Below are 17,893 nucleotides of genomic sequence, written 5' to 3'. Positions count from 1 at the left end.
TCCGAAACCAAAGGAGAGAACCATGCAACCTCGTTTCAACTTCGCCAAGGCTTCGCCGGACTCCTATAAGGCCATCATGGCGCTGGAGAATTTCGTCCAGACCTCCGGGCTGGAGCGCCGTTTCATTCACCTGATCAAGCTCAGGGCCTCCCAGATCAACGGCTGCGCCTATTGCGTCGACATGCATGTCAAGGAAGCTCGCCACGACGGCCTCAGCGAACAGTGGATCAATCTGATGTGCGTCTGGTGGGAATCGCCTGTTTACGATGACCGCGAACGCGCCCTGCTGCGCTGGGTCGACTCCGTCACCAAGATCGCCCAGACCGGCATACCGGACGCAGACTTCGAGCCGCTGAAGCAGCACTTCAGTGAGGAAGAGATCGTCAAGATCACCGTCGCAATCGGCGCGATCAATGTTTGGAACCGGCTGGCAGTCGGTTTCCGCTCGCAGCATCCCATCGATAAGGACGCGAAGGCGGCCTGAGAAAACATCTTCTCCACAGTGGGGAGAAGGTCGCGCAAGCGGGTTGAGGGGGCGTTACCGGGAAGGGGATGTCCCCTCTCTCATTTGAGGTGTTCGCACGCACCGCCATTCATCTCAAAAACAAAGGGCCGGTCTCGAGTGCGCTTGTAACGCCCCCTCGACCGGCCCGTTGGGCCACCTTCTCCCCGGGGGGGAGAAGGTAATCTTTTCATCAAGCAGCTTCGGAGGCGAAGCCAGCCGTCGGAACTTCCGAGATGGTCTTCAGAACCTGGGAAGCGATCTGATAGGGGCAGCCCTGAGAATTCGGACGACGATCCTCGAGGTAGCCGCGGTAGTCGTTCTTGATGAAGGAATGCGGAACGCGGATCGAAGCACCGCGGTCGGCAACGCCGTAGCTGAACTTGTTCCACGGAGCCGTTTCGTGCTTGCCGGTCAGACGCAGGTGGTTGTCCGGGCCGTAGACGGAGATGTGAGCTTCGAGGTTCTTGTCGAACTGAGCCATGAGCGCTTCGAAATAGGCCTTGCCGCCGACTTCGCGCATGAACTTGGTCGAGAAGTTGCAGTGCATGCCCGAGCCGTTCCAGTCGGTGTCGCCGAGCGGCTTGCAATGGAACTCGATGTCGATGCCGTACTTTTCGCACAGACGCAGTAGCAGATAGCGTGCCATCCAGATCTGGTCGGCGGCCTTCTTGGAGCCCTTGCCGAAAATCTGGAATTCCCACTGACCCTTTGCCACTTCGGCGTTGATGCCTTCATGGTTGATGCCTGCTTCGAGGCAGAGGTCGAGGTGCTCTTCAACGATTTCGCGAGCGACATCGCCGACGTTCTTATAGCCGACGCCGGTGTAGTACGGGCCCTGCGGAGCCGGATAGCCGGATTCCGGGAAACCGAGCGGACGGCCGTCCTGGTAGAAGAAATATTCCTGCTCGAAGCCGAACCATGCGTCTTCGTCGTCGAGGATGGTGGCGCGGCTGTTGGACGGATGCGGCGTAACGCCGTCCGGCATCATGACTTCGCACATGACGAGAGCGCCATTGGTACGGGCCGGATCCGGATAGATCGCGACCGGCTTCAGCACGCAGTCGGAGCTGCGGCCTTCGGCCTGCATCGTCGACGAACCGTCGAAGCCCCAAAGCGGAAGCTGCTCGAGCGTCGGAAATGCGTCGAATTCCTTAATCTGCGTTTTACCGCGCAGGTTCGGTACCGGGGTGTACCCGTCGAGCCAGATGTACTCGAGCTTATATTTCGTCATTACGCACCTCATAACAGTTAATCAGGCGAAGTAGGAAAAACTTGACCGGCGCGCCCGCCGGAAAATTCCTCGCTACGAACGGCTGCCAAGGGAGATGCATTTGCCGTGCCAGAATCGCAAGGCGGCCCGCTCAGTCACCCAAAAATCTGCTGCAGCGCCGCCTTTTCCCGGCATTTCGGAGAGCTAAGCGCCGGATTCCTTTCAAATCGTAAGCGCCCCGGCTGGGGAGGACTGCCAACTTGTCGCAGATCGACGGATTCGCCTCAGCTCGAAAAATCGGCAAAGCATATTGGCAACCCACGATCGTTAAGCAGTGAAATTGCCTATAATTTCAACTTTCAGCATTTTTTTTGAGCAAATTGCTGAAATCGACGTTCGACTTTGCTATATATGAGCTGTCTCTTTAAGCGCGCCCGCTTAGACACCAAAAGGGAGAGACAGCGAATGGCAATCAGTGCTCAAAGCGAAACGGCAAAGATCTATCAGCTCCCCGTCAAGGCCCGCCCTACGGCGGCAAGCCAGCGTCCAAAGGTGAACCTCACCCCCGATATCGGCCCGAGCATCGCAACGGCTGCTTTCGATAGCTGGTATCATGAAGAGGCGATCACCGAGACCGATCCCAGCCGCAAGCAGTAAAGCACTCGCCAATCATAAGGCGATATAGCGATCCGATCGATGATTGATCGCCACGAAGAGGTTGAGCGCGATCGCGCCGATCACCGAGCAGATGACCACAGGGGGTGTGGTGACCGCGAAAGCGACCGCGAGCACGCAGAGATCGATCGCAAGCTGCACCAGCCCTGCCCTTATTCCAAAACGCTCCTGCAGATAAATCCCCAGAATGCCCACACCGCCAAGGCTGGCGCGATGACGGTACAGCGCGAGCAGCCCGAAGCCGAGCAGGATGCCCCCGAGCACTGCCGACCACAGGGCATTGATATGCGCCACATCGAAAAGCAGCGGCTGCAGGTTGGTGAGCAGCGATGTCAGCGCGATAGCGATGAAGGTCTTGATGGTGAAAGCCGGGCCGAGCTGTTTCAGCGACAGATAGAAGAACGGCAGATTGACCAAAAAGAAGGCTAGGCCGAAATTTACGCCGATCGCGTAATGCAGCAGGAAAGCGATGCCGGCGGTGCTGCCCGTCAAAAGGCCGGCGCTGGAAAGGCAGAACAGCCCGAGCGACGAAATCAGGCTGCCGGAAATGATACCCTGAACGTCCTCGGCCCATGAATGCCGGGTCGCGGATGTATTCCAGACGCCAAAAGCGCTCTTCGCATTCGCCATGTGCTATCCCCTGTGTTTCCGGGGCTTTCTGCTGAAAGCGCAGGCGGCAATCAAGTGAAAATACGTAAGCAATACTGACCTATTTGAAATTCGCAAGATTCGGATAATCAGGCCGATTTGCGCGTAATGAACAGAATGCCGTGGACAGGTTTTCCGCCATCCATGCGAATGACGCTGCGGGCGAGATTCTGTACGACAAAACCTTGTTCGGCCAGGATCTCCTTCACATAGGCTTCCGAGTGCGCAAAGCGCAGTGAGTCGCGCAGCACATAGCCGGCCGGCCGCTGCGCATCCTCGACCGAAAAGGCAAAGACGGCCCCATCGACTGTGAGCTTGCGCACGATCGCCATCACACCATGCAGATTGCCGAGATACATCAGCACGTCGGCGGCGGTGATCAGATCCGCGCGGTACGCCTCAAGCCGGGCATCGAAAACGCCTGACAGCTCTGGTTCCAGCGACAGATCGGCCTGGCCGAGATGGTCGTAGACATGCTTTTCCGCTGCCTTGGCGAGCATGCTTTTCGACAGATCGAACCCTTCCAGCCGATCGACGCGCGCACGGATTTCCGGACCAAACAGGCCCGTGCCGCAACCGAGATCGACGGCAAGACGGAAATCGCGGGGTATGCCGCCCGTATCGGCGATGAGAGCCGCGAGCTTTTGCGGCACGCTATAGCCGAGTTTTTCGATCAGGGACGTCTCGAAACGGTCGGCATAGTCGTCGAAAAGACGCTCCACATAGCGGCTCGGCGGGCGATCCGGCAGATCGGCCGCACCCAGAACCGAAAGCTTCAGCCGGGCACCGAAGACATCGCTTGCATCGAGGGCTAGGACCTTGTTCAGCGCCTCTATGGCACCTTCGGTATTCCCCGCTTTTTCACGATAGGTCGCGAGCGTGAACCAGCCGGCGGCCCAGTTCGGCGTCAGTTCCAGCGCCTGCTCCATCAATTCGGCAGCGCTTGCCGGCTCGCCGCTTTCGGCGAGCATCTTCGCATAGTCTGCGCGACGGTCGGCGATGACGTCACCGGAGGAAAGCTCGCTCGGCAGCATGGTCTCGGTCCTGTTTGGTACCTGCCTTTGGACGTGGCCACAAAAAAACTCAAGTCCTATTTCAGGCAGACACATGTTTCAGGTAAGCACTGTTTCGGTGCGCACTGTTTCAGTACGTATCGGGCAAAAGCGCTTGCGAGTCGCAAGCCGCAGCCTTATCTCAAAACCGCTCGACAGGCATTATGGAGACAGCCGCATGTCCGATCAGGTGAACAGGTTCCTCGGCGATTCGCCCGGCCGTACACTCGTGAAGCTTATTATCGTGTCGCTGATCGTCGGTTTCGTGATGAAATTCTTCGGCTGGCGGCCGCTCGATTTCCTCTATGGTCTCCGCCGCTTCCTTCTCGATCTCTGGCACAGCGGCTTTGCCGCGCTCGGCGAGTTCGGCGATTATCTGCTGCTCGGCGCCACCATCGTCATTCCGCTCTTCATCATTCTCCGCCTTTTCAATTACCGCCGCTGATATGATCCCAAACATTCCGTCTTCTACGCGGCGCCACGCGCTGCGCCTCACCGGCCTTGCGCTCGCTGCCATCGTCGCAAGCTGCGCCACGTCGCCCACCCATGTTTCCAACACGCCGGCCAATGACGAGACCGCTTCCGCGCTGCCGCTCGTCAACTCCCTGCGTGCCAAGAATGGGCTGCCGCCGCTCAAGATCGATCCGGCTGCCAGCACGGCCGCAATCTACCAGGCCAAACGCATGGCCGATGCCGGCAAGATGGAACATCTGATGGGCATCGGCGACAATTTCGGCACGCGCGTCAAGGCAAGTGGCGTCAAGCTGCCGGCGGCCGAAAATATTGCCGAGGGCCAGCGCGACGTGAACGCCGCGGTGACGGCCTGGATCAATTCGCCGAAGCATTTGCACAACATGCTCGGCAAATATAACGGCCTCGGCGTCGCCCTTGCCTATACTCCCTCTTCCAGTGACAAGCCCTATTGGTCCATGGTGCTGTCTTCGAATTGAAGACGGGCTGATTGGACATGGATCATCGAGAGCATGGCGGGAGGGTTCTGCCCTTTGAGGTGACGCATCGGCTGGTGCTGTCGATCGCCCTACCGATGACGCTCGGCTTCATGACGACGCCATTGCTCGGCCTTGCAGACACCGCCGTCGTCGGGCATCTCGGCCAGCCGGATGCGCTCGCGGGGCTGGCGATCGGCGCCATGCTCTTCGATCTGCTCTTTGCCAGTTTCAACTTCCTGCGCGCCTCGACCACCGGCCTCACGGCGCAAGCCCTTGGCCGCCGCGACCAGCACGAGCAGCAGACCGTTTTCTGGCGGGCGCTACTGTCGGCGCTCGGATGCGGCGTGATGATCGTGCTGCTATCACCCGTCCTCCTCTGGCTCGGGATCAAACTGATGTGCCCGGAGGGCGGCGTCGCAGAGGCGACACGCACCTATTTCTCGATCCGTGTGCTGTCAGGCCCGGCGGCGCTTGCCAACTATGCCATTCTCGGCTTTGTGCTTGGGCGCGGTCAAGGCCGCATCGGCCTGCTGCTGCAAACCGTCATCAATGGCGTGAACATCATTCTTGCACTCGTGCTCGGTCTTTGGCTTGGCTGGGGCGTTGCGGGCGTCGCGTGGGGCACGCTCATTGGCGAGGCTGCCGGTACGCTCACAGGCCTTACCATCGTGCTTAGCGGCTTTGCCGGCGAGGCGCGGCCGACCCGCGCAGAACTGCTATCGCCCGCCAAGCTCAAGCAGCTCTTCGCGCTCAACCGCGATATCCTTATCCGCACCTTCGTACTGCTCGGCGCCTTCACGCTGATGACCCGCATCGGCAACTCCTTCGGCGCGGTCACGCTTGCCGCCAATGCCGTGCTGATGAACTTCTTCCTGCTGTCGGCCTGTTACCTCGACGGGCTCGCCAACGCAGCCGAACAGATCACCGGCCGCTCGATCGGGGCCAACTACCGTCCAGCCTTCGACAGGGGTCTGAAGCTAACCAGTCTTTGGTCCTTCGGCCTGGCGCTTGCCACTACCCTCTTCTTCCTGATTGCAGGCCCGGCGCTGATCCGTCTGCTGACCACTTCTGAAGAGGTTCGCGCCGCCGCCGCAAATTACTTGCCCTGGGCCGCCATCGCCGGACTGACGGGCGTCCTCGCCTTCCTGCTGGACGGCGTGTTCATTGGCGCCACCTGGTCCAGCGCCATGCGCAATCGCATGCTGATGTCGTTTACCGGCTATCTATTGGCGCTTGCGGTCTTCGTGCCGACCCTCGGCAATCACGGCCTGTGGCTGGCCGTGAACGCTTTCCTGCTGTTCCGCGGCATTTTCCTGGTCATGGGCCTGAAGAAGCGAGCCGATCAGACGTTTCTATCTGCCCAATGATCGAGCCTGCTATCACGCAGCTCGCGGATCGAGCCGACGCGCTCGCGATCGAGCAGCTTCGACAGGCCGCTGACGATACGGCCCGGCAGGCCGGGGCCTTCGTAGACCATGCATGAGTAGAGCTGCACGAGATCGGCGCCGGCCTTGATCTTCTCCAGCGCCGTCTCCGCCGACGAAACGCCGCCGACACCGATGATCGGCAGGGCTGCGCCGACCCGACGGCGCATCTTTGCGAGTACGGTCGTGGACTTTTCGAAGAGCGGCTTGCCCGAGAGGCCGCCGGTTTCCTTTGCCTGGACCTGATCCCTCAAGCCGTCACGCGCAAGCGTGGTGTTGGAAACGATCAGCCCGTCCAGCGCATGCTCCAAAACTTCGGCAGCGATATCGTCCATGCCTTCTTCGGTCAGATCGGGAGCTATCTTCAGGAAAACCGGGATCTTTTTGCCTGCCTTCGCAGCCTCTTCATTGCGCGCGGCGAGCACCGCCGACAGCAGCGCCGAAAGGCTTTCGCGCGCCTGCAGATCGCGCAGGCCCGGCGTGTTCGGCGAGGAGATGTTGGCGGTGAAATAGCACGCCACGGAATAGAAACGGCGGATGCCGGCGACGTAATCGGCGATACGGTCAGTGCTATCCTTATTGGCGCCGATGTTGACGCCGATGATGCCCTTGCCGCGGATCGGCTGCAGACGCCGGAAGGCCGCATCATGGCCTTCATTGTTGAAGCCGAGGCGATTGATGACGCCCTCGTCGTCCACCAGGCGAAAGATGCGCGGGCGCGGATTGCCGGATTGCGGCTTCGGCGTCACCGTGCCGATCTCGGTAAAGCCGAAGCCGAGCTTCAACAGCGCCTCCGGCACCTCGGCGTTCTTGTCATAACCGGCTGCCATGCCGAGCGGATTGGCAAAATCCAATCCGGCGACGGTCCGACGCAGTCGGGCGTCATTGGTGATCCGGCAGGCCGGAACAAGACCAGATCTTAGCGCCGCGATCGACATTCCATGTGCCGTTTCCGGATCGAACATGAAGAGACCACGCCGGCCGAGGTCGCGGAAGGCACCGATCATTCCGGCATCTCCGGAAAGATATGCGCGCCATCGGGGCCGATCGGCAGCGGCTTTTCCCAGAGCACGGCCGAAAGCTGCAGCGGCGCATAGAGATGCGGGAAAAGATCGCCGCCGCGTGAGGGCTCAAACACCAGCTTGTCGCCGAGCGCATCGCCGTCGATCGCGACCAGCAGGAGGCCCTGCTGGCCGACAAAATACCGCGCGGCGGTTTCCTTTGCCTGCTTTGCCGTCGACAGGTGGATGAAATTGTCGGTCAGATCGATCGATGCGCCATTAAAAACGCCGGTTTGTCTGGCTTGCTGCCAGAGCGTATCCGGCACGATCTTGTAAACCACTGGCATCGCAGTCATCATCCTTACATGACTTGTGTCCTTGATAGGGCTTTGCACGAAAACCGTTGCCGATGTCCACGGGGATCACCGGGAAAAGTGCAGATGAGTGCACATTAAGCAGAAAATCCGGAGGATGACATGACGAAGGAAATGGTATCAGGTCTTGCGGCCCTCATCCTGCCCGCCGCTCTACTTCTCTCCACGCCTGGCCGCGCCGCGGAACCGGACCCCGCGCGCTTCCAGCTCGAGCGCAGCGGCGATCATTTCGTCCGTTTGGACAAGCAGACCGGTGCGATGTCGATCTGCGAGGATCAAAACGGCAATCTAGTCTGCCGCATGGCCGCCGATGAGCGCGCCGCCTATGAGAACGAACTCGATCGCCTCGCAGATCGCGTCTCGAAGCTGGAAAAGGCGGTAGCCGCGAGCGGCGTATCGAACTTGCCGAGCGATGCCGACATCGATCGAACCCTCGGTATCATGCAGAAATTCATGCGCGGCTTCATGGGCATGGCGAAGGAATTCCAGAAGGAGGCTCCCGACAATCAGGCGCAGCCGCAGAAGACCTGAAGCGACTGGAATCAATAGTGAAAGAAGGGGGACAAAGGACCTTATTCCTACGCCGCCCTTTACTCGTAAAAAAGCCTCGCTTAACCTTTCTTTAAGGGTTAAACGCCGAACATTCCGGCTTCCGAGTATGCTGAACGCAATGCTGTCACATGAGCAGATATGGAGCGCGATCGACAGGCTTGCCGAAAGGCATGCCCTGACGGCGTCCGGTCTTGCCCGCCGCGCAGGGCTCGATCCTACATCGTTCAACAAGTCGAAGCGGTTGAGCCAGGACGGACGTCTGCGCTGGCCTTCGACGGAATCGATCGCCAAGGTGCTGGATGCAACCGGGGCCAGCATGGAGCAATTTCTGGGCTTCATGCGCTCGGTGGAAAGCGCCGGCAGCACATCCGATCGCACTTTCCCTTTACCGGCGAGCTCCATCCCGCTGCTCGGCTTTGCCCAAGCCGGTTCGGGTGGCTTTTTCGATGACGGCGGCTTTCCCGCCGGTCAAGGGTGGGACATGGTGGAATTTCCAGTGTCACCCGGGCAAAAGGGCGGCGTCTATGCGCTGGAGGTGCAGGGCGAGAGCATGCTGCCGCTCTATCGCGACGGCGACGTGCTGATTGTCGAACCGGGAGCCCAGATCAGGCGCAATGATCGTGTAGTGGTCAAGACCCGCGAAGGCGAAGTCATGGCCAAAGTGCTGCTCAGACAGAGTGCGCGGTCGATCGAACTGCTGTCACTCAACCCGGAGCATCCCAATCGAAGCTTCGATCTTGCGGATGTGGAGTGGATGGCACGCATCATTTGGGCCAGCCAATAGGAAAGTTTTCTCGTTATGCGTCGTGATTTCTGGCTGGCAAGTTTGGCAGGTGTGGTCCTCGGTTCGTGGCTGACGCTGGTTGCCGTGCAGGTCGAAGAGCATGGTTCCGGTTTGGCGAACGGAGCCGCAGCCGAAAGCCCACCGGCTGGAAGTGCACCGACACTAGTGGAAACGGCAACGGCGGCCGTACCGGCAAAAGCCACTTCGGTCCAGCAGCCTACCGATACGACGAAGCAAAAGGCGATGCTAGCGGCCGAGACAAAGCCAAACGACAAGGCCTCGGTGCAACCTGCTGCCGTTGCCGAGCAGACGACACCGGCCGCAACGCCAACGTCGACGCTGGAAGGGACGGCCAAAGCGCTTGTCGCCACCACAGCGGATCAAATCGGCAAAGACCAGTCCGCCGCGGGCGTGCAGCCAGCGATATTGCCCGAAAGCAAGGCATCCACCGAGTTGGCGCAACAGAATGCGACAGCGGCAAATCCGGGCGAGACGCAGGTGGCGCAGGCGATGCCGACAGAGTCGGCGCCATCAGACGAAACCAATGCGTACCAGACACCGGCGAGCCAAATGCCCGCCGATCAGGTGGACAGGCAGCAGGCTGCCGCAGCCCGGCGGACTTCGCCTGACGAACCAGCATCGCAGCAGGCGGCGCCCAACAGCGACCAAAAGCCGAGCGAGCAAGCAAAGCCGGTGGAACTGGTGCGGCCGCTTTCGGATCGCGCGGGGATACTGACCATTGGCCGCAGGAGCGTGCAGCTCCCGGGCATTATTCCGACGGATGTCGACCGGATGTGCACGGGGCCGAATGGCAAGAGCTGGCCTTGCGGGGCGGCTGCGCGTACGGCCTTCCGCATGTATCTGCGCGGCCGCACCATAGACTGCGATCTGCCCAATCCGACCTGGCAGGGTACGGTCACCGGCGCTTGCCGATATGTTCGCGTCGATCTCAGCGAATGGCTGGTGCGTTTCGGCTGGGCCGAACCGGAGGCCGGATCGCCATTGGTCGCGCTTGCCGAACAGGCGAAACAGCAAAAACGTGGCATCTATGGTGACGATCCCCGCGCGGGCGGAAAGTCAACGCTTGGGCCTGCACCTGCCAAGGAAAATCCGCTCAATCCGATCTGACGTCATGGTTCCGACACGCGCTCTTGTCATGAGAGGGGCGACTTTCTAGTCTGCTGCCAAATCAAAGGATTCTCCACTGCCATGAACAAGCCGCTTTCCGCCCATGAGGCCCTGATCTACGTCATGGTGATGGCATCCGCCGTCGATCGGACCATGAACGATAAGGAATTGGGACGGATCGGCGAGCTGATCCATGCGCTGCCAGTTTTCGATGGTTTCGATGACGAGAGGCTGATCTCGGTTTCCCGCGACTGCGCCAAGCTTCTCGCCGGCAGCGAAGGGCTCGATATCGTGCTGGAAACCGTGCGCGACACCTTGCCGGTGCGGCTCTACGACACTGCCTATGCGCTTGCCGTCGAGGTCGCTTCCGCCGATTTCTCGGTCAAGGCCGAGGAACTGCGCCTGCTCAGCCTGCTGCGCGACCGTCTCGGTCTCGACAAGCTGACCTGCGCCGCCATCGAGCGCAGCGCTATTGCCCGATACCGCAAGGGCTAGTGCATGTCGCGCAAAAGTGTGCGGCGGTTTTGCGAAAACGACATGCATAAACAAGGAGCTAAAGCGTGGGAGCGAATCTGAAAGATTCGCGACGAGCTTTAAGACGCTTCATCAATAGAGTCCGTAAGGGAAATAACGCAGATAGATTTCCTGCAGCCGGCCGTCGCGGGACAATGTGGCCAGTGCATGGTTGATCGCGTCCGTCAGATCGGCATCCTGCTGGCGCAGCATGATGGTCATGCCTTCGCCGAGAAATTGCTGGGAGAGATAGGGACCGTCGAACAGCGCGCAGCATTTTTCGGCTGATGACGACGATACCCAGAAGGACAGTTGCAAGCCATCGGCAAAGGCAGCGTCGACCTTGCCGTCTTTTACCGCCGCCAACAGCGCGTCCTTGTCGTCGAAGGGCACCTGCTTGATGGAGGGGAAAAAGGCGGCGAGCATCGCCTCATGCGCCGTGCCTTTGACCACACCCACCGGATGACCGGTAAGGGCGGCGGCCGTCGTGCCGTCGATCGATGCCTTCAAATTGCGGATGAAGCGAGCGGGCAGCATCAGGAAGGGGCGCGAAAAGGTAAAGCTCTTACGCAGCTTGGGCGTCACGGCGACGCCGGCGATCACCGCATCGCCTTGCGAAGCGGACAGCGCGCCCTGCAATTCATCGAAGGGCAATGCCTGAATCTGACATTTGTCCGATATGCCGAGCTCGTCGCAGATTTCGCGGGCGAGATCGACATGAAAGCCGGCGAGCTTGCCGTTCTGATCGGCGAAATTGAAAGGCGGGAAATCGACGGAGGTGAGGAAACGCAGCCTGACCAGCGAAGAAAGGTCCGGCTTCGGCAGCCGCTCACGCGAATCGAACAGGATCGGCAGGCCGGGCGGCGGCGCTTCTTGGGCCGCCAGAGGCGTGGCGCAGCAGGCAGAGATCAGCGCCGCGCCTGCCATGCGGCTTGCCAAGGATCCCAACGACGAAAGGCAAACACGCATGACGATGATCCCCTCCGGCGGCTCGCGGTTTTTGATTTCGAAACCGGTGTAACAGAGTCGTGCGGAAGGGAGAATGCAATGGCCGGAAAAAGCGGGGATAGTCGTCAGAATCGGGCTTTGGAGCTATCAGTGTTAGCGGTCGATTAAGCTCTATCGATTCTATTCGGCGTCGACGACGTCGGCTCCAGGAGCTGATCGCATGACGCAGGTCGTCCGAACCTTGTTTGCCAAGGTATCTCATAAAATTCGGCTTCACTTGCGTGCACCAGCCAGCAAGCGCGACTCCAACGTTTCCCCCGGAAGCGGTTCATGGCGCGCTCGCGTCCGGTGCTGTGCGATATCTCCCAGACGGATTGTCATGTTCAGGAACCTGAAAATCAAAACCAAGATGCTCGCCGTGATCCTGTTTCTCGGGATCATCGCCTTCGCCGGCCTGCTCTACATCGTCAGCGAATTCCGCAAAGCAGACCAGGCTTACGGCGCTCTCCTCGACAATGAGGCCGTTGCGGCGACCCAAGGCGCGCGCTCCAGCACATCCATTCTGGCTTCTGTGCTGCAGGCAAGCATGATGCTGGATTTCGATCCCGACAGCGATTCCTTCAAGGCGGTCGCCGGCGCCAAAAGCCGTTTCGCGGAGGCCAGGGATCGGTTGAAACAGGCTGAAAGCCAGGTTCCTTTGCAAAAGGCAGAGATGGATAATATCCTCGCCGGCATAGACGAGCTGGAGGCGCTGACGAACAAGGTGATCGAACAGCGCAGGAGCGGCGACGTCAAAGGCGCGAGCGCAGGCATGGCCGCCGTCAGCGACAAGTTGACAGCGCTTGTCGCCAAGATGCAGGCCAATAATAATGAATTGACCGACCGGATGAACAATGGCGCCGATGCCTTGTCCGCCCATATCACCACGACAATCGACTACACGCTCGCCATTCTCGGCACCCTGACGCTTTTGGCCATCGCTGTCGGCGTCTATGTCGCGCAGGCCGGTGTCGCAACGCCGTTGACCCGTCTGCATCGCCGCATGGCGACGCTTGCCAGCGGCGATACGACAAGCGAAATCGAGGGGCTCGACCGCCGTGACGAAATCGGGCAGATGGCGTTTGCAGTTTCCGTTTTCCGCGACAACGCCATCGAACGCGGCCGGCTGGAAGCGCAGGCCGAAGCCGACCGCAATCTCAGCGACAGCGAGCGCGCCGAACATGAAGCGCAAAGGGTGGCGGAAGATGCGCATCTGCAGCAGGCGGTTCAGGCGCTCGGCGACGGTCTGAAGCGCCTGGCGGACGGCGATCTCGTTACGCACATCAACACGCAGTTTGTCGCCCATCTTGACCAGCTACGGCAGGATTTTAACAATTCGCTGATCAAGCTGAACGAGGCCATGCAGGCGGTCGGCGCCAATGCGCGCGCCATCGGCGCCGGCGCCAACGAGATGCGCGGCTCCGCCGACGAGCTTTCCAAGCGCACCGAACAACAGGCCGCCTCCGTCGAAGAAACGGCCGCCGCCCTGGAGCAGATCACCACCACGGTCGAGGACGCTGCCAAGCGAGCAGAAGAAGCGAGCCAGCTTGTCGCCCATACCCGCGCCGGCGCCGAACGGTCCGGCGAAATCGTCCGCAATGCCGTCAGCGCCATGCAGCAGATCGAGAAATCCTCCTCCGAGATCGGCAACATCATCGGCGTGATCGACGACATCGCCTTCCAGACCAACCTTCTCGCTTTGAACGCCGGAGTCGAGGCAGCCCGTGCCGGTGAAGCCGGCAAGGGCTTTGCGGTCGTCGCCCAGGAGGTGCGCGAACTGGCGCAGCGCTCGGCCAATGCCGCCAGGGAGATCAAAACGCTGATCACCGCATCCAGCACGCATGTTCACACCGGCGTCAATCTCGTCGGCGAGACTGGCAAGGCGCTCGACGCCATGGTCTCGGAAGTGCAGGAGATCAACCGGCATGTGCACGCCATCGCCGAAGCTTCCCGCGAACAATCAGCCGGCCTCCAGGAGATCAATACTGCCGTCAACGCCATGGATCACGGCACGCAGCAGAACGCCGCCATGGTAGAGAAGAGCACCGCCGCCAGTCATAGCCTGGCAACGGAAGCTGCCTCGCTGACGGCCCTGCTCGGCCAGTTCCGCATGACCGGAACCGAAGGCGGTTATGTTGCTTCTGCTGCTCCGTCGAGCCACGCACCTCGTGTGTCCACCCGCCCTGCGCCGCGGCCGGCGGTTGCTCCAGTGCGCGCCGTCGAAGGAACGAAAGCACGCCCGGCACCCTCACCTGCCCGCGCGCTCGGCCAAAAACTGATGAGCGCCTTCAGCGACAACAGCCAGACGGTGGCGACTCCCTCAAAGGACGCGGACTGGACGGAATTCTGAGGCTGTCACCGCTACTTTGCGCCATAACTCCACACAAACAGGCCGGACGCGTCATCGCGTCCCGCCTGTTTGTTCGATGGAGCCTATGGGTCCGTTTTTCTTTTGGAGAAAGAGAGCCGTTCGACATTCCCGTGTCTGACATTACGAGCTTCGCCCCGCCGCCTGATCAGCCTCGCGGGAGCGCCGACATAGATGCCATAGGGTTCGGTCTTCCCCTTGACGACAGCGTTAGCGCCGATGACGCATCCTTTGGATATATGAGAGCCGCCCAGGATTTTCGCCCCGGCGCCAATCCAGACATCGTCTTCGATGACGACCGGCTTCTTGGTAACGCCCTGCATGCGGATGAGCTGCGCAGGATCATCGAAATTGTGGTCGAACGAGACGACCATGGCATGGGCCGCGATCCGCACGTCGTTGCCGATCGTGATGCCGCCGCGTCCCAGCAGAATGGCATAGTCGTTGAGGGAGACGCTTCGGCCGATATCGATGCTGCCGCGTTGGGCATCGATGACGATCCCCCTGCGCAGAAAGGCCTTCGACCCGATGCTGATGCTGCCATCCTTCCAGTTGATCGTCGCGCTGCGCGGCACCTTGGTGCGGCGGGAGATCTTCAACGCGCCGCGCGTAAAGATCGCCCTCAATCTGTAAAGCAGCGCAACATTGAGCATCGGCATTCGTTCCAGTTCAGGGATGACCTTCTGGCATGAATGTCTGGCATTAACCTGAATGAAGGCGGGTTTCGTGGCGACGCGGCAGTACACCTCGCCCGTCCGCCGTTTCAGCGAAGAACCGGCTTAAACGCCGAAGGCGGAGATGACATTTTTGACGTGATAAGGATGTTTTGTGGATTCTGGAGCGGGTGAAGGGAATCGAACCCTCGTATTCAGCTTGGGAAGCTGCTGCTCTACCATTGAGCTACACCCGCCTGACATTCAGAGGTGTCCAACAGTTGGCGGCCTGTGTCAAGGCCGCCAAATAGGCGATCACAGCCGGAAATGCTTCGACAGCTTCAGGCCCTGCGCCTGATAGTTGGAGCCGAGGCCGGAGCCGTAGAGGCTGGAGGGCTGTTCCAGCATGTGCTCGTAGACCAGGCGGCCGACGATCTGGCTGTCTTCGAGGATGAAGGGGACTTCGTGGCTGCGCACTTCCAGCACGGCGCGGCTGCCGCGACCGCCGGTGGGTGCGTGGCCGAAGCCGGGGTCGAAAAAGCCGGCGTAATGAACGCGGAATTCGCCGACCAGCGGATCGAAGGGCGTCATTTCGGCGGCATAGTGCGGCGGCACATGAACGGCTTCGCGCGAGACCAGAATATAGAATTCATCCGGATCGAGGATCAGTTCGGTGCGGCCGCGGCTGTAGAGCGGCTCCCAGAAATCGAAGATATCGTGCTGGGCCTTCTTGTCGACATCGACGACTGCGGTGTGGTGCTTGCCGCGATAGCCGATCAGGCCTTCCTTATCGCCGGCAAGATCGATCGACAGCGCTATGCCGCCGCCGGTGACGTTCGGCTTCTTGCTGGCGACCAGCGTCTCGCTCTCGTGCAGCGCCAGCAGCTCCGGCTCGGAGAGCATGGCTTGGCCGACGCGGAAGCGGATCTGCGACAGGCGCGAGCCGCGGCGCACGACGATGGGGAAGGTGCGCGGGCTGATTTCGAGATAGAGCGGGCCGGAATAGCCGGCCGGGATCTTGTCGAATTCCTGCGCACGATCGGTGATGACGCGGGTGAAGATATCCAGACGGCCGGTCGAGCTTTTCGGATTGGCGGAAGCGGACATATCGGGCGGCAGGTCAAGCCGCTCCATCAGCGGCACGATGTAGACGCAACCGGTTTCCAGCACCGCGCCTTCCGAGAGATCGACCACATGCAGCTTCAGCCGGTCGAGCTTGTCGGCGACGAGATGCGATGGGCCGGGCATGAAGCTGGCGCGCACACGGAAGGCATGCGAGCCAAGCCTCAGGTCAAGGCTTGCCGGCTGAATCTGATCGACGTCGAGTTCCTTCTCGCTCGTCAGCCGCCCCGCTTCGAAGAGCGCCGCAATGGCGCGATCGGCCAAAATTCCAGTAGTGCGAGCCATCATGCCTCTTTCCCAGCGCATGACCCAGCAGGTCGAAATAGACTTGCCTGATATGCGCCGTTCAAAACGTTACTGTGACCTCTGCGCATTCTGACGGACGCATGGGCAGTAATTTGCCGCAGACAAAACCAAACTCGGGGAATTGACGCAAGCGGTCAACGGCAGTATTGCAACTTATCCCGTGGTGATTTGGCCGGTCGGCTTGCAGCCACGTTAAACAAGTGGCTAAAAGGACCGGGGTTAAACCGGTCTGCTTTCGCGACCGGTTTTTTTGTTTTGAAAGTGGTGATGGCATGAGCAAGACTTGGCGCCCCGCAACCCAGCTCGTTCACGGCGGAACGCTCCGTTCGCAATTCGGCGAGACCTCCGAAGCAATCTATCTGACGCAAGGCTTCGTCTACGACACATCGGAAGCAGCCGAGGCCCGTTTCAAGGGTGAGACCGACGGCTTCATCTACGCCCGTTACGGCAGCCCGACGAACGACATGTTTGAGAAGCGCATGTGCGCTCTGGAAGGCGCCGAAGATGCCCGCGCCACCGCTTCCGGCATGGCCGCCGTTGCCGCCGCCATCCTTTGCCAGCTAAAGGCCGGCGATCATATCGTGGCAGCCCGCGCCCTCTTCGGCTCCTGCCGCTGGGTCGTCGAGACGCTGGCGCCGAAATACGGCATCCAGTGCACTTTGGTAGACGGCCGCATCATCGAGAACTGGGAAAAGGCAATCCAGCCGAACACCAAGGTATTCTTCCTGGAAAGCCCGACCAATCCGACGCTGGAAGTGGTGGATATCGCTGCCGTCGCCAAGCTTGCCAATCAGATCGGTGCCAAGGTCGTGGTCGACAACGTCTTCGCGACGCCGCTGTTCCAGAAGCCGCTGGAGCTCGGTGCGCACATCGTCGTCTATTCCGCCACCAAGCACATCGACGGCCAGGGCCGTTCGCTCGGCGGCGTCATCCTCTCCGACAAGCAGTGGATCGACGAGAACCTGCACGATTATTTCCGCCATACCGGCCCGGCCATGTCGCCGTTCACTGCCTGGACGCTGCTGAAGGGCATCGAAACGCTGCCGCTGCGCGTCAAGCAGCAGACGCAGAACGCAGCCAAGATCGCCGACTTCCTCGCCGACCAGGGTAAGGTCGGCAAGGTGATCTATCCCGGCCGCAAGGACCATCCGCAGGCAGACATCATCGCCAAGCAGATGACCGGCGGCTCGACGCTGGTGGCTTTCGAACTGAAGGGTGGCAAGGAAGCGGCCTTCAAGCTGCAGAACGCGCTGGAGATCGTCAAGATTTCCAACAATCTCGGCGACTCCAAGAGCCTGATCACCCATCCGGCCACCACCACGCACAAGAATCTCACCGACGAGGCCCGTGCCGAGCTCGGTATTTCGCCTGGAACGGTGCGCTTCTCCGCCGGAATCGAAGACGGCGAAGATTTGGTCGAGGATTTCGCCCGCGCACTAGCGCAGGTTTCCGCCTGACGTTCTACCCAAGCCCGCCCGAATATTGTTCGGGCGGGCTTACACGTCTTGAAAACAGACCGTGCGCCTATACTTTCGACCGCGGACGATTAACCTTTAGAGTTAGTCCTAACATCTGAAAATCCGAAGGGTTTAATCCGTCAAAGGCGTTTTCACCAATCCATTCCTTGACGGAAGAGGTCGC

Annotated in this window: 19 protein-coding genes, 1 tRNA gene and 1 riboswitch; of the genes, 11 read left to right on the top strand and 9 right to left on the bottom strand. The window is 60.4% G+C overall.

Annotation, left to right across the window (positions count from 1 at the left end; genetic code table 11):
* The first annotated feature begins 22 nt into the window (after positions 1 to 22).
* Positions 23 to 484, top strand: coding sequence for a carboxymuconolactone decarboxylase family protein (locus tag K290_RS0106520; protein ID WP_028751140.1), 462 nt, complete (start codon positions 23 to 25; stop codon positions 482 to 484).
* Between the two features lie 211 nt (positions 485 to 695).
* Here the strand turns inward: K290_RS0106520 and K290_RS0106515 are convergent, their stop codons facing one another.
* Complete coding sequence (locus K290_RS0106515; RefSeq protein WP_028751139.1) at positions 696 to 1,736, bottom strand: glutamine synthetase beta-grasp domain-containing protein; 1,041 nt, start codon at positions 1,734 to 1,736, stop codon at positions 696 to 698.
* 444 nt (positions 1,737 to 2,180) lie between these two features.
* On the opposite strand from K290_RS0106515, the gene K290_RS0106510 reads away from it, so the two are divergent.
* Positions 2,181 to 2,372 (top strand): DUF2735 domain-containing protein, encoded by a 192-nt coding sequence (locus K290_RS0106510; RefSeq protein ID WP_028751138.1) that lies wholly within the window; start codon positions 2,181 to 2,183, stop codon positions 2,370 to 2,372.
* 12 nt (positions 2,373 to 2,384) lie between these two features.
* On the opposite strand, the gene K290_RS0106505 is transcribed toward K290_RS0106510, so the two are convergent.
* Complete coding sequence (locus tag K290_RS0106505; RefSeq protein WP_028751137.1) at positions 2,385 to 3,020, bottom strand: YitT family protein; 636 nt, start codon at positions 3,018 to 3,020, stop codon at positions 2,385 to 2,387.
* 107 nt (positions 3,021 to 3,127) lie between these two features.
* On the bottom strand, positions 3,128 to 4,072 hold the full coding sequence (locus tag K290_RS0106500) for a class I SAM-dependent methyltransferase (RefSeq protein ID WP_028751136.1): 945 nt from the start codon (positions 4,070 to 4,072) through the stop codon (positions 3,128 to 3,130).
* Positions 4,073 to 4,268: 196 nt separating this feature from the next.
* On the opposite strand from K290_RS0106500, the gene K290_RS0106495 reads away from it, so the two are divergent.
* From K290_RS0106495 to K290_RS0106485, 3 genes are read left to right on the top strand one after another with little or no spacing between them, the layout of a single operon-like run.
* Positions 4,269 to 4,535, top strand: a complete 267-nt coding sequence (locus K290_RS0106495; RefSeq protein WP_028751135.1) for a DUF6460 domain-containing protein — start codon at positions 4,269 to 4,271, stop codon at positions 4,533 to 4,535.
* 1 nt (position 4,536) lies between these two features.
* A complete protein-coding gene (locus K290_RS0106490; RefSeq protein ID WP_028751134.1) occupies positions 4,537 to 5,040 on the top strand; it encodes a CAP domain-containing protein in 504 nt (167 codons plus the stop codon).
* Between the two features lie 17 nt (positions 5,041 to 5,057).
* Positions 5,058 to 6,407 carry an MATE family efflux transporter gene (locus K290_RS0106485; protein WP_028751133.1) on the top strand — a complete coding sequence of 450 codons (1,350 nt, stop codon included), beginning with the start codon at positions 5,058 to 5,060 and terminating at the stop codon, positions 6,405 to 6,407.
* Here K290_RS0106485 and K290_RS0106480 read toward each other — a convergent pair.
* Both K290_RS0106480 and K290_RS0106475 read right to left on the bottom strand, forming a co-directional pair.
* On the bottom strand, positions 6,383 to 7,471 hold the full coding sequence (locus K290_RS0106480; protein ID WP_028751132.1) for a quinone-dependent dihydroorotate dehydrogenase: 1,089 nt from the start codon (positions 7,469 to 7,471) through the stop codon (positions 6,383 to 6,385). The two genes, K290_RS0106485 and K290_RS0106480, sit on opposite strands and share 25 nt — an antisense overlap.
* Positions 7,468 to 7,824 carry a DUF952 domain-containing protein gene (locus K290_RS0106475; protein ID WP_028751131.1) on the bottom strand — a complete coding sequence of 119 codons (357 nt, stop codon included), beginning with the start codon at positions 7,822 to 7,824 and terminating at the stop codon, positions 7,468 to 7,470. The genes K290_RS0106480 and K290_RS0106475 overlap by 4 nt, the downstream gene beginning before the upstream one ends.
* A 117-nt stretch (positions 7,825 to 7,941) precedes the next feature.
* On the opposite strand from K290_RS0106475, the gene K290_RS0106470 reads away from it, so the two are divergent.
* From K290_RS0106470 to K290_RS0106455, 4 genes are all read left to right on the top strand, one after another.
* Positions 7,942 to 8,370 (top strand): hypothetical protein, encoded by a 429-nt coding sequence (locus K290_RS0106470; protein ID WP_028751130.1) that lies wholly within the window; start codon positions 7,942 to 7,944, stop codon positions 8,368 to 8,370.
* Between the two features lie 139 nt (positions 8,371 to 8,509).
* Positions 8,510 to 9,175: a S24 family peptidase gene (locus tag K290_RS0106465; RefSeq protein WP_028751129.1), complete on the top strand. Its 666-nt coding sequence runs from the start codon at positions 8,510 to 8,512 to the stop codon at positions 9,173 to 9,175.
* Between the two features lie 15 nt (positions 9,176 to 9,190).
* The gene (locus K290_RS37695) at positions 9,191 to 10,303 is read left to right on the top strand and encodes a thermonuclease family protein (RefSeq protein ID WP_028751128.1); all 1,113 of its coding nucleotides are present in this window, start codon (positions 9,191 to 9,193) and stop codon (positions 10,301 to 10,303) included.
* Between the two features lie 81 nt (positions 10,304 to 10,384).
* The gene (locus tag K290_RS0106455) at positions 10,385 to 10,798 is read left to right on the top strand and encodes a tellurite resistance TerB family protein (protein ID WP_028751127.1); all 414 of its coding nucleotides are present in this window, start codon (positions 10,385 to 10,387) and stop codon (positions 10,796 to 10,798) included.
* A 111-nt stretch (positions 10,799 to 10,909) separates the two neighbouring features.
* Here K290_RS0106455 and K290_RS0106450 read toward each other — a convergent pair whose 3' ends face one another.
* Positions 10,910 to 11,743, bottom strand: a complete 834-nt coding sequence (locus K290_RS0106450) for a transporter substrate-binding domain-containing protein (protein ID WP_245276487.1) — start codon at positions 11,741 to 11,743, stop codon at positions 10,910 to 10,912.
* A 400-nt stretch (positions 11,744 to 12,143) separates the two neighbouring features.
* Between K290_RS0106450 and K290_RS0106445 the strand changes: the two genes are divergently transcribed.
* Positions 12,144 to 14,153 (top strand): methyl-accepting chemotaxis protein, encoded by a 2,010-nt coding sequence (locus tag K290_RS0106445; protein WP_028751125.1) that lies wholly within the window; start codon positions 12,144 to 12,146, stop codon positions 14,151 to 14,153.
* Positions 14,154 to 14,236: 83 nt separating this feature from the next.
* Here K290_RS0106445 and K290_RS0106440 read toward each other — a convergent pair whose 3' ends face one another.
* The 3 genes from K290_RS0106440 to K290_RS0106430 form a co-directional block, all read right to left on the bottom strand.
* Positions 14,237 to 14,824, bottom strand: coding sequence for an acyltransferase (locus K290_RS0106440; RefSeq protein ID WP_028751124.1), 588 nt, complete (start codon positions 14,822 to 14,824; stop codon positions 14,237 to 14,239).
* A gap of 183 nt (positions 14,825 to 15,007) precedes the next feature.
* A tRNA-Gly gene (locus K290_RS0106435) sits at positions 15,008 to 15,081 on the bottom strand.
* A gap of 58 nt (positions 15,082 to 15,139) precedes the next feature.
* Positions 15,140 to 16,234, bottom strand: a complete 1,095-nt coding sequence (locus K290_RS0106430) for a 2'-deoxycytidine 5'-triphosphate deaminase (RefSeq protein WP_028751123.1) — start codon at positions 16,232 to 16,234, stop codon at positions 15,140 to 15,142.
* 168 nt (positions 16,235 to 16,402) lie between these two features.
* Positions 16,403 to 16,481, top strand: a riboswitch (SAM riboswitch).
* 43 nt (positions 16,482 to 16,524) lie between these two features.
* Here K290_RS0106430 and K290_RS0106425 point away from each other — a divergent pair.
* On the top strand, positions 16,525 to 17,709 hold the full coding sequence (locus K290_RS0106425) for an O-succinylhomoserine sulfhydrylase (RefSeq protein WP_028751122.1): 1,185 nt from the start codon (positions 16,525 to 16,527) through the stop codon (positions 17,707 to 17,709).
* Positions 17,710 to 17,893: the final 184 nt, after the last annotated feature.

It is taken from the genome of Rhizobium leucaenae USDA 9039 (assembly GCF_000426285.1).
GTDB classification, from domain to species: Bacteria; Pseudomonadota; Alphaproteobacteria; order Rhizobiales; family Rhizobiaceae; genus Rhizobium; species Rhizobium leucaenae.
Note: the sequence above shows the minus strand (reverse complement) of the source record. Positions and strands in the feature narration are given on the sequence as shown.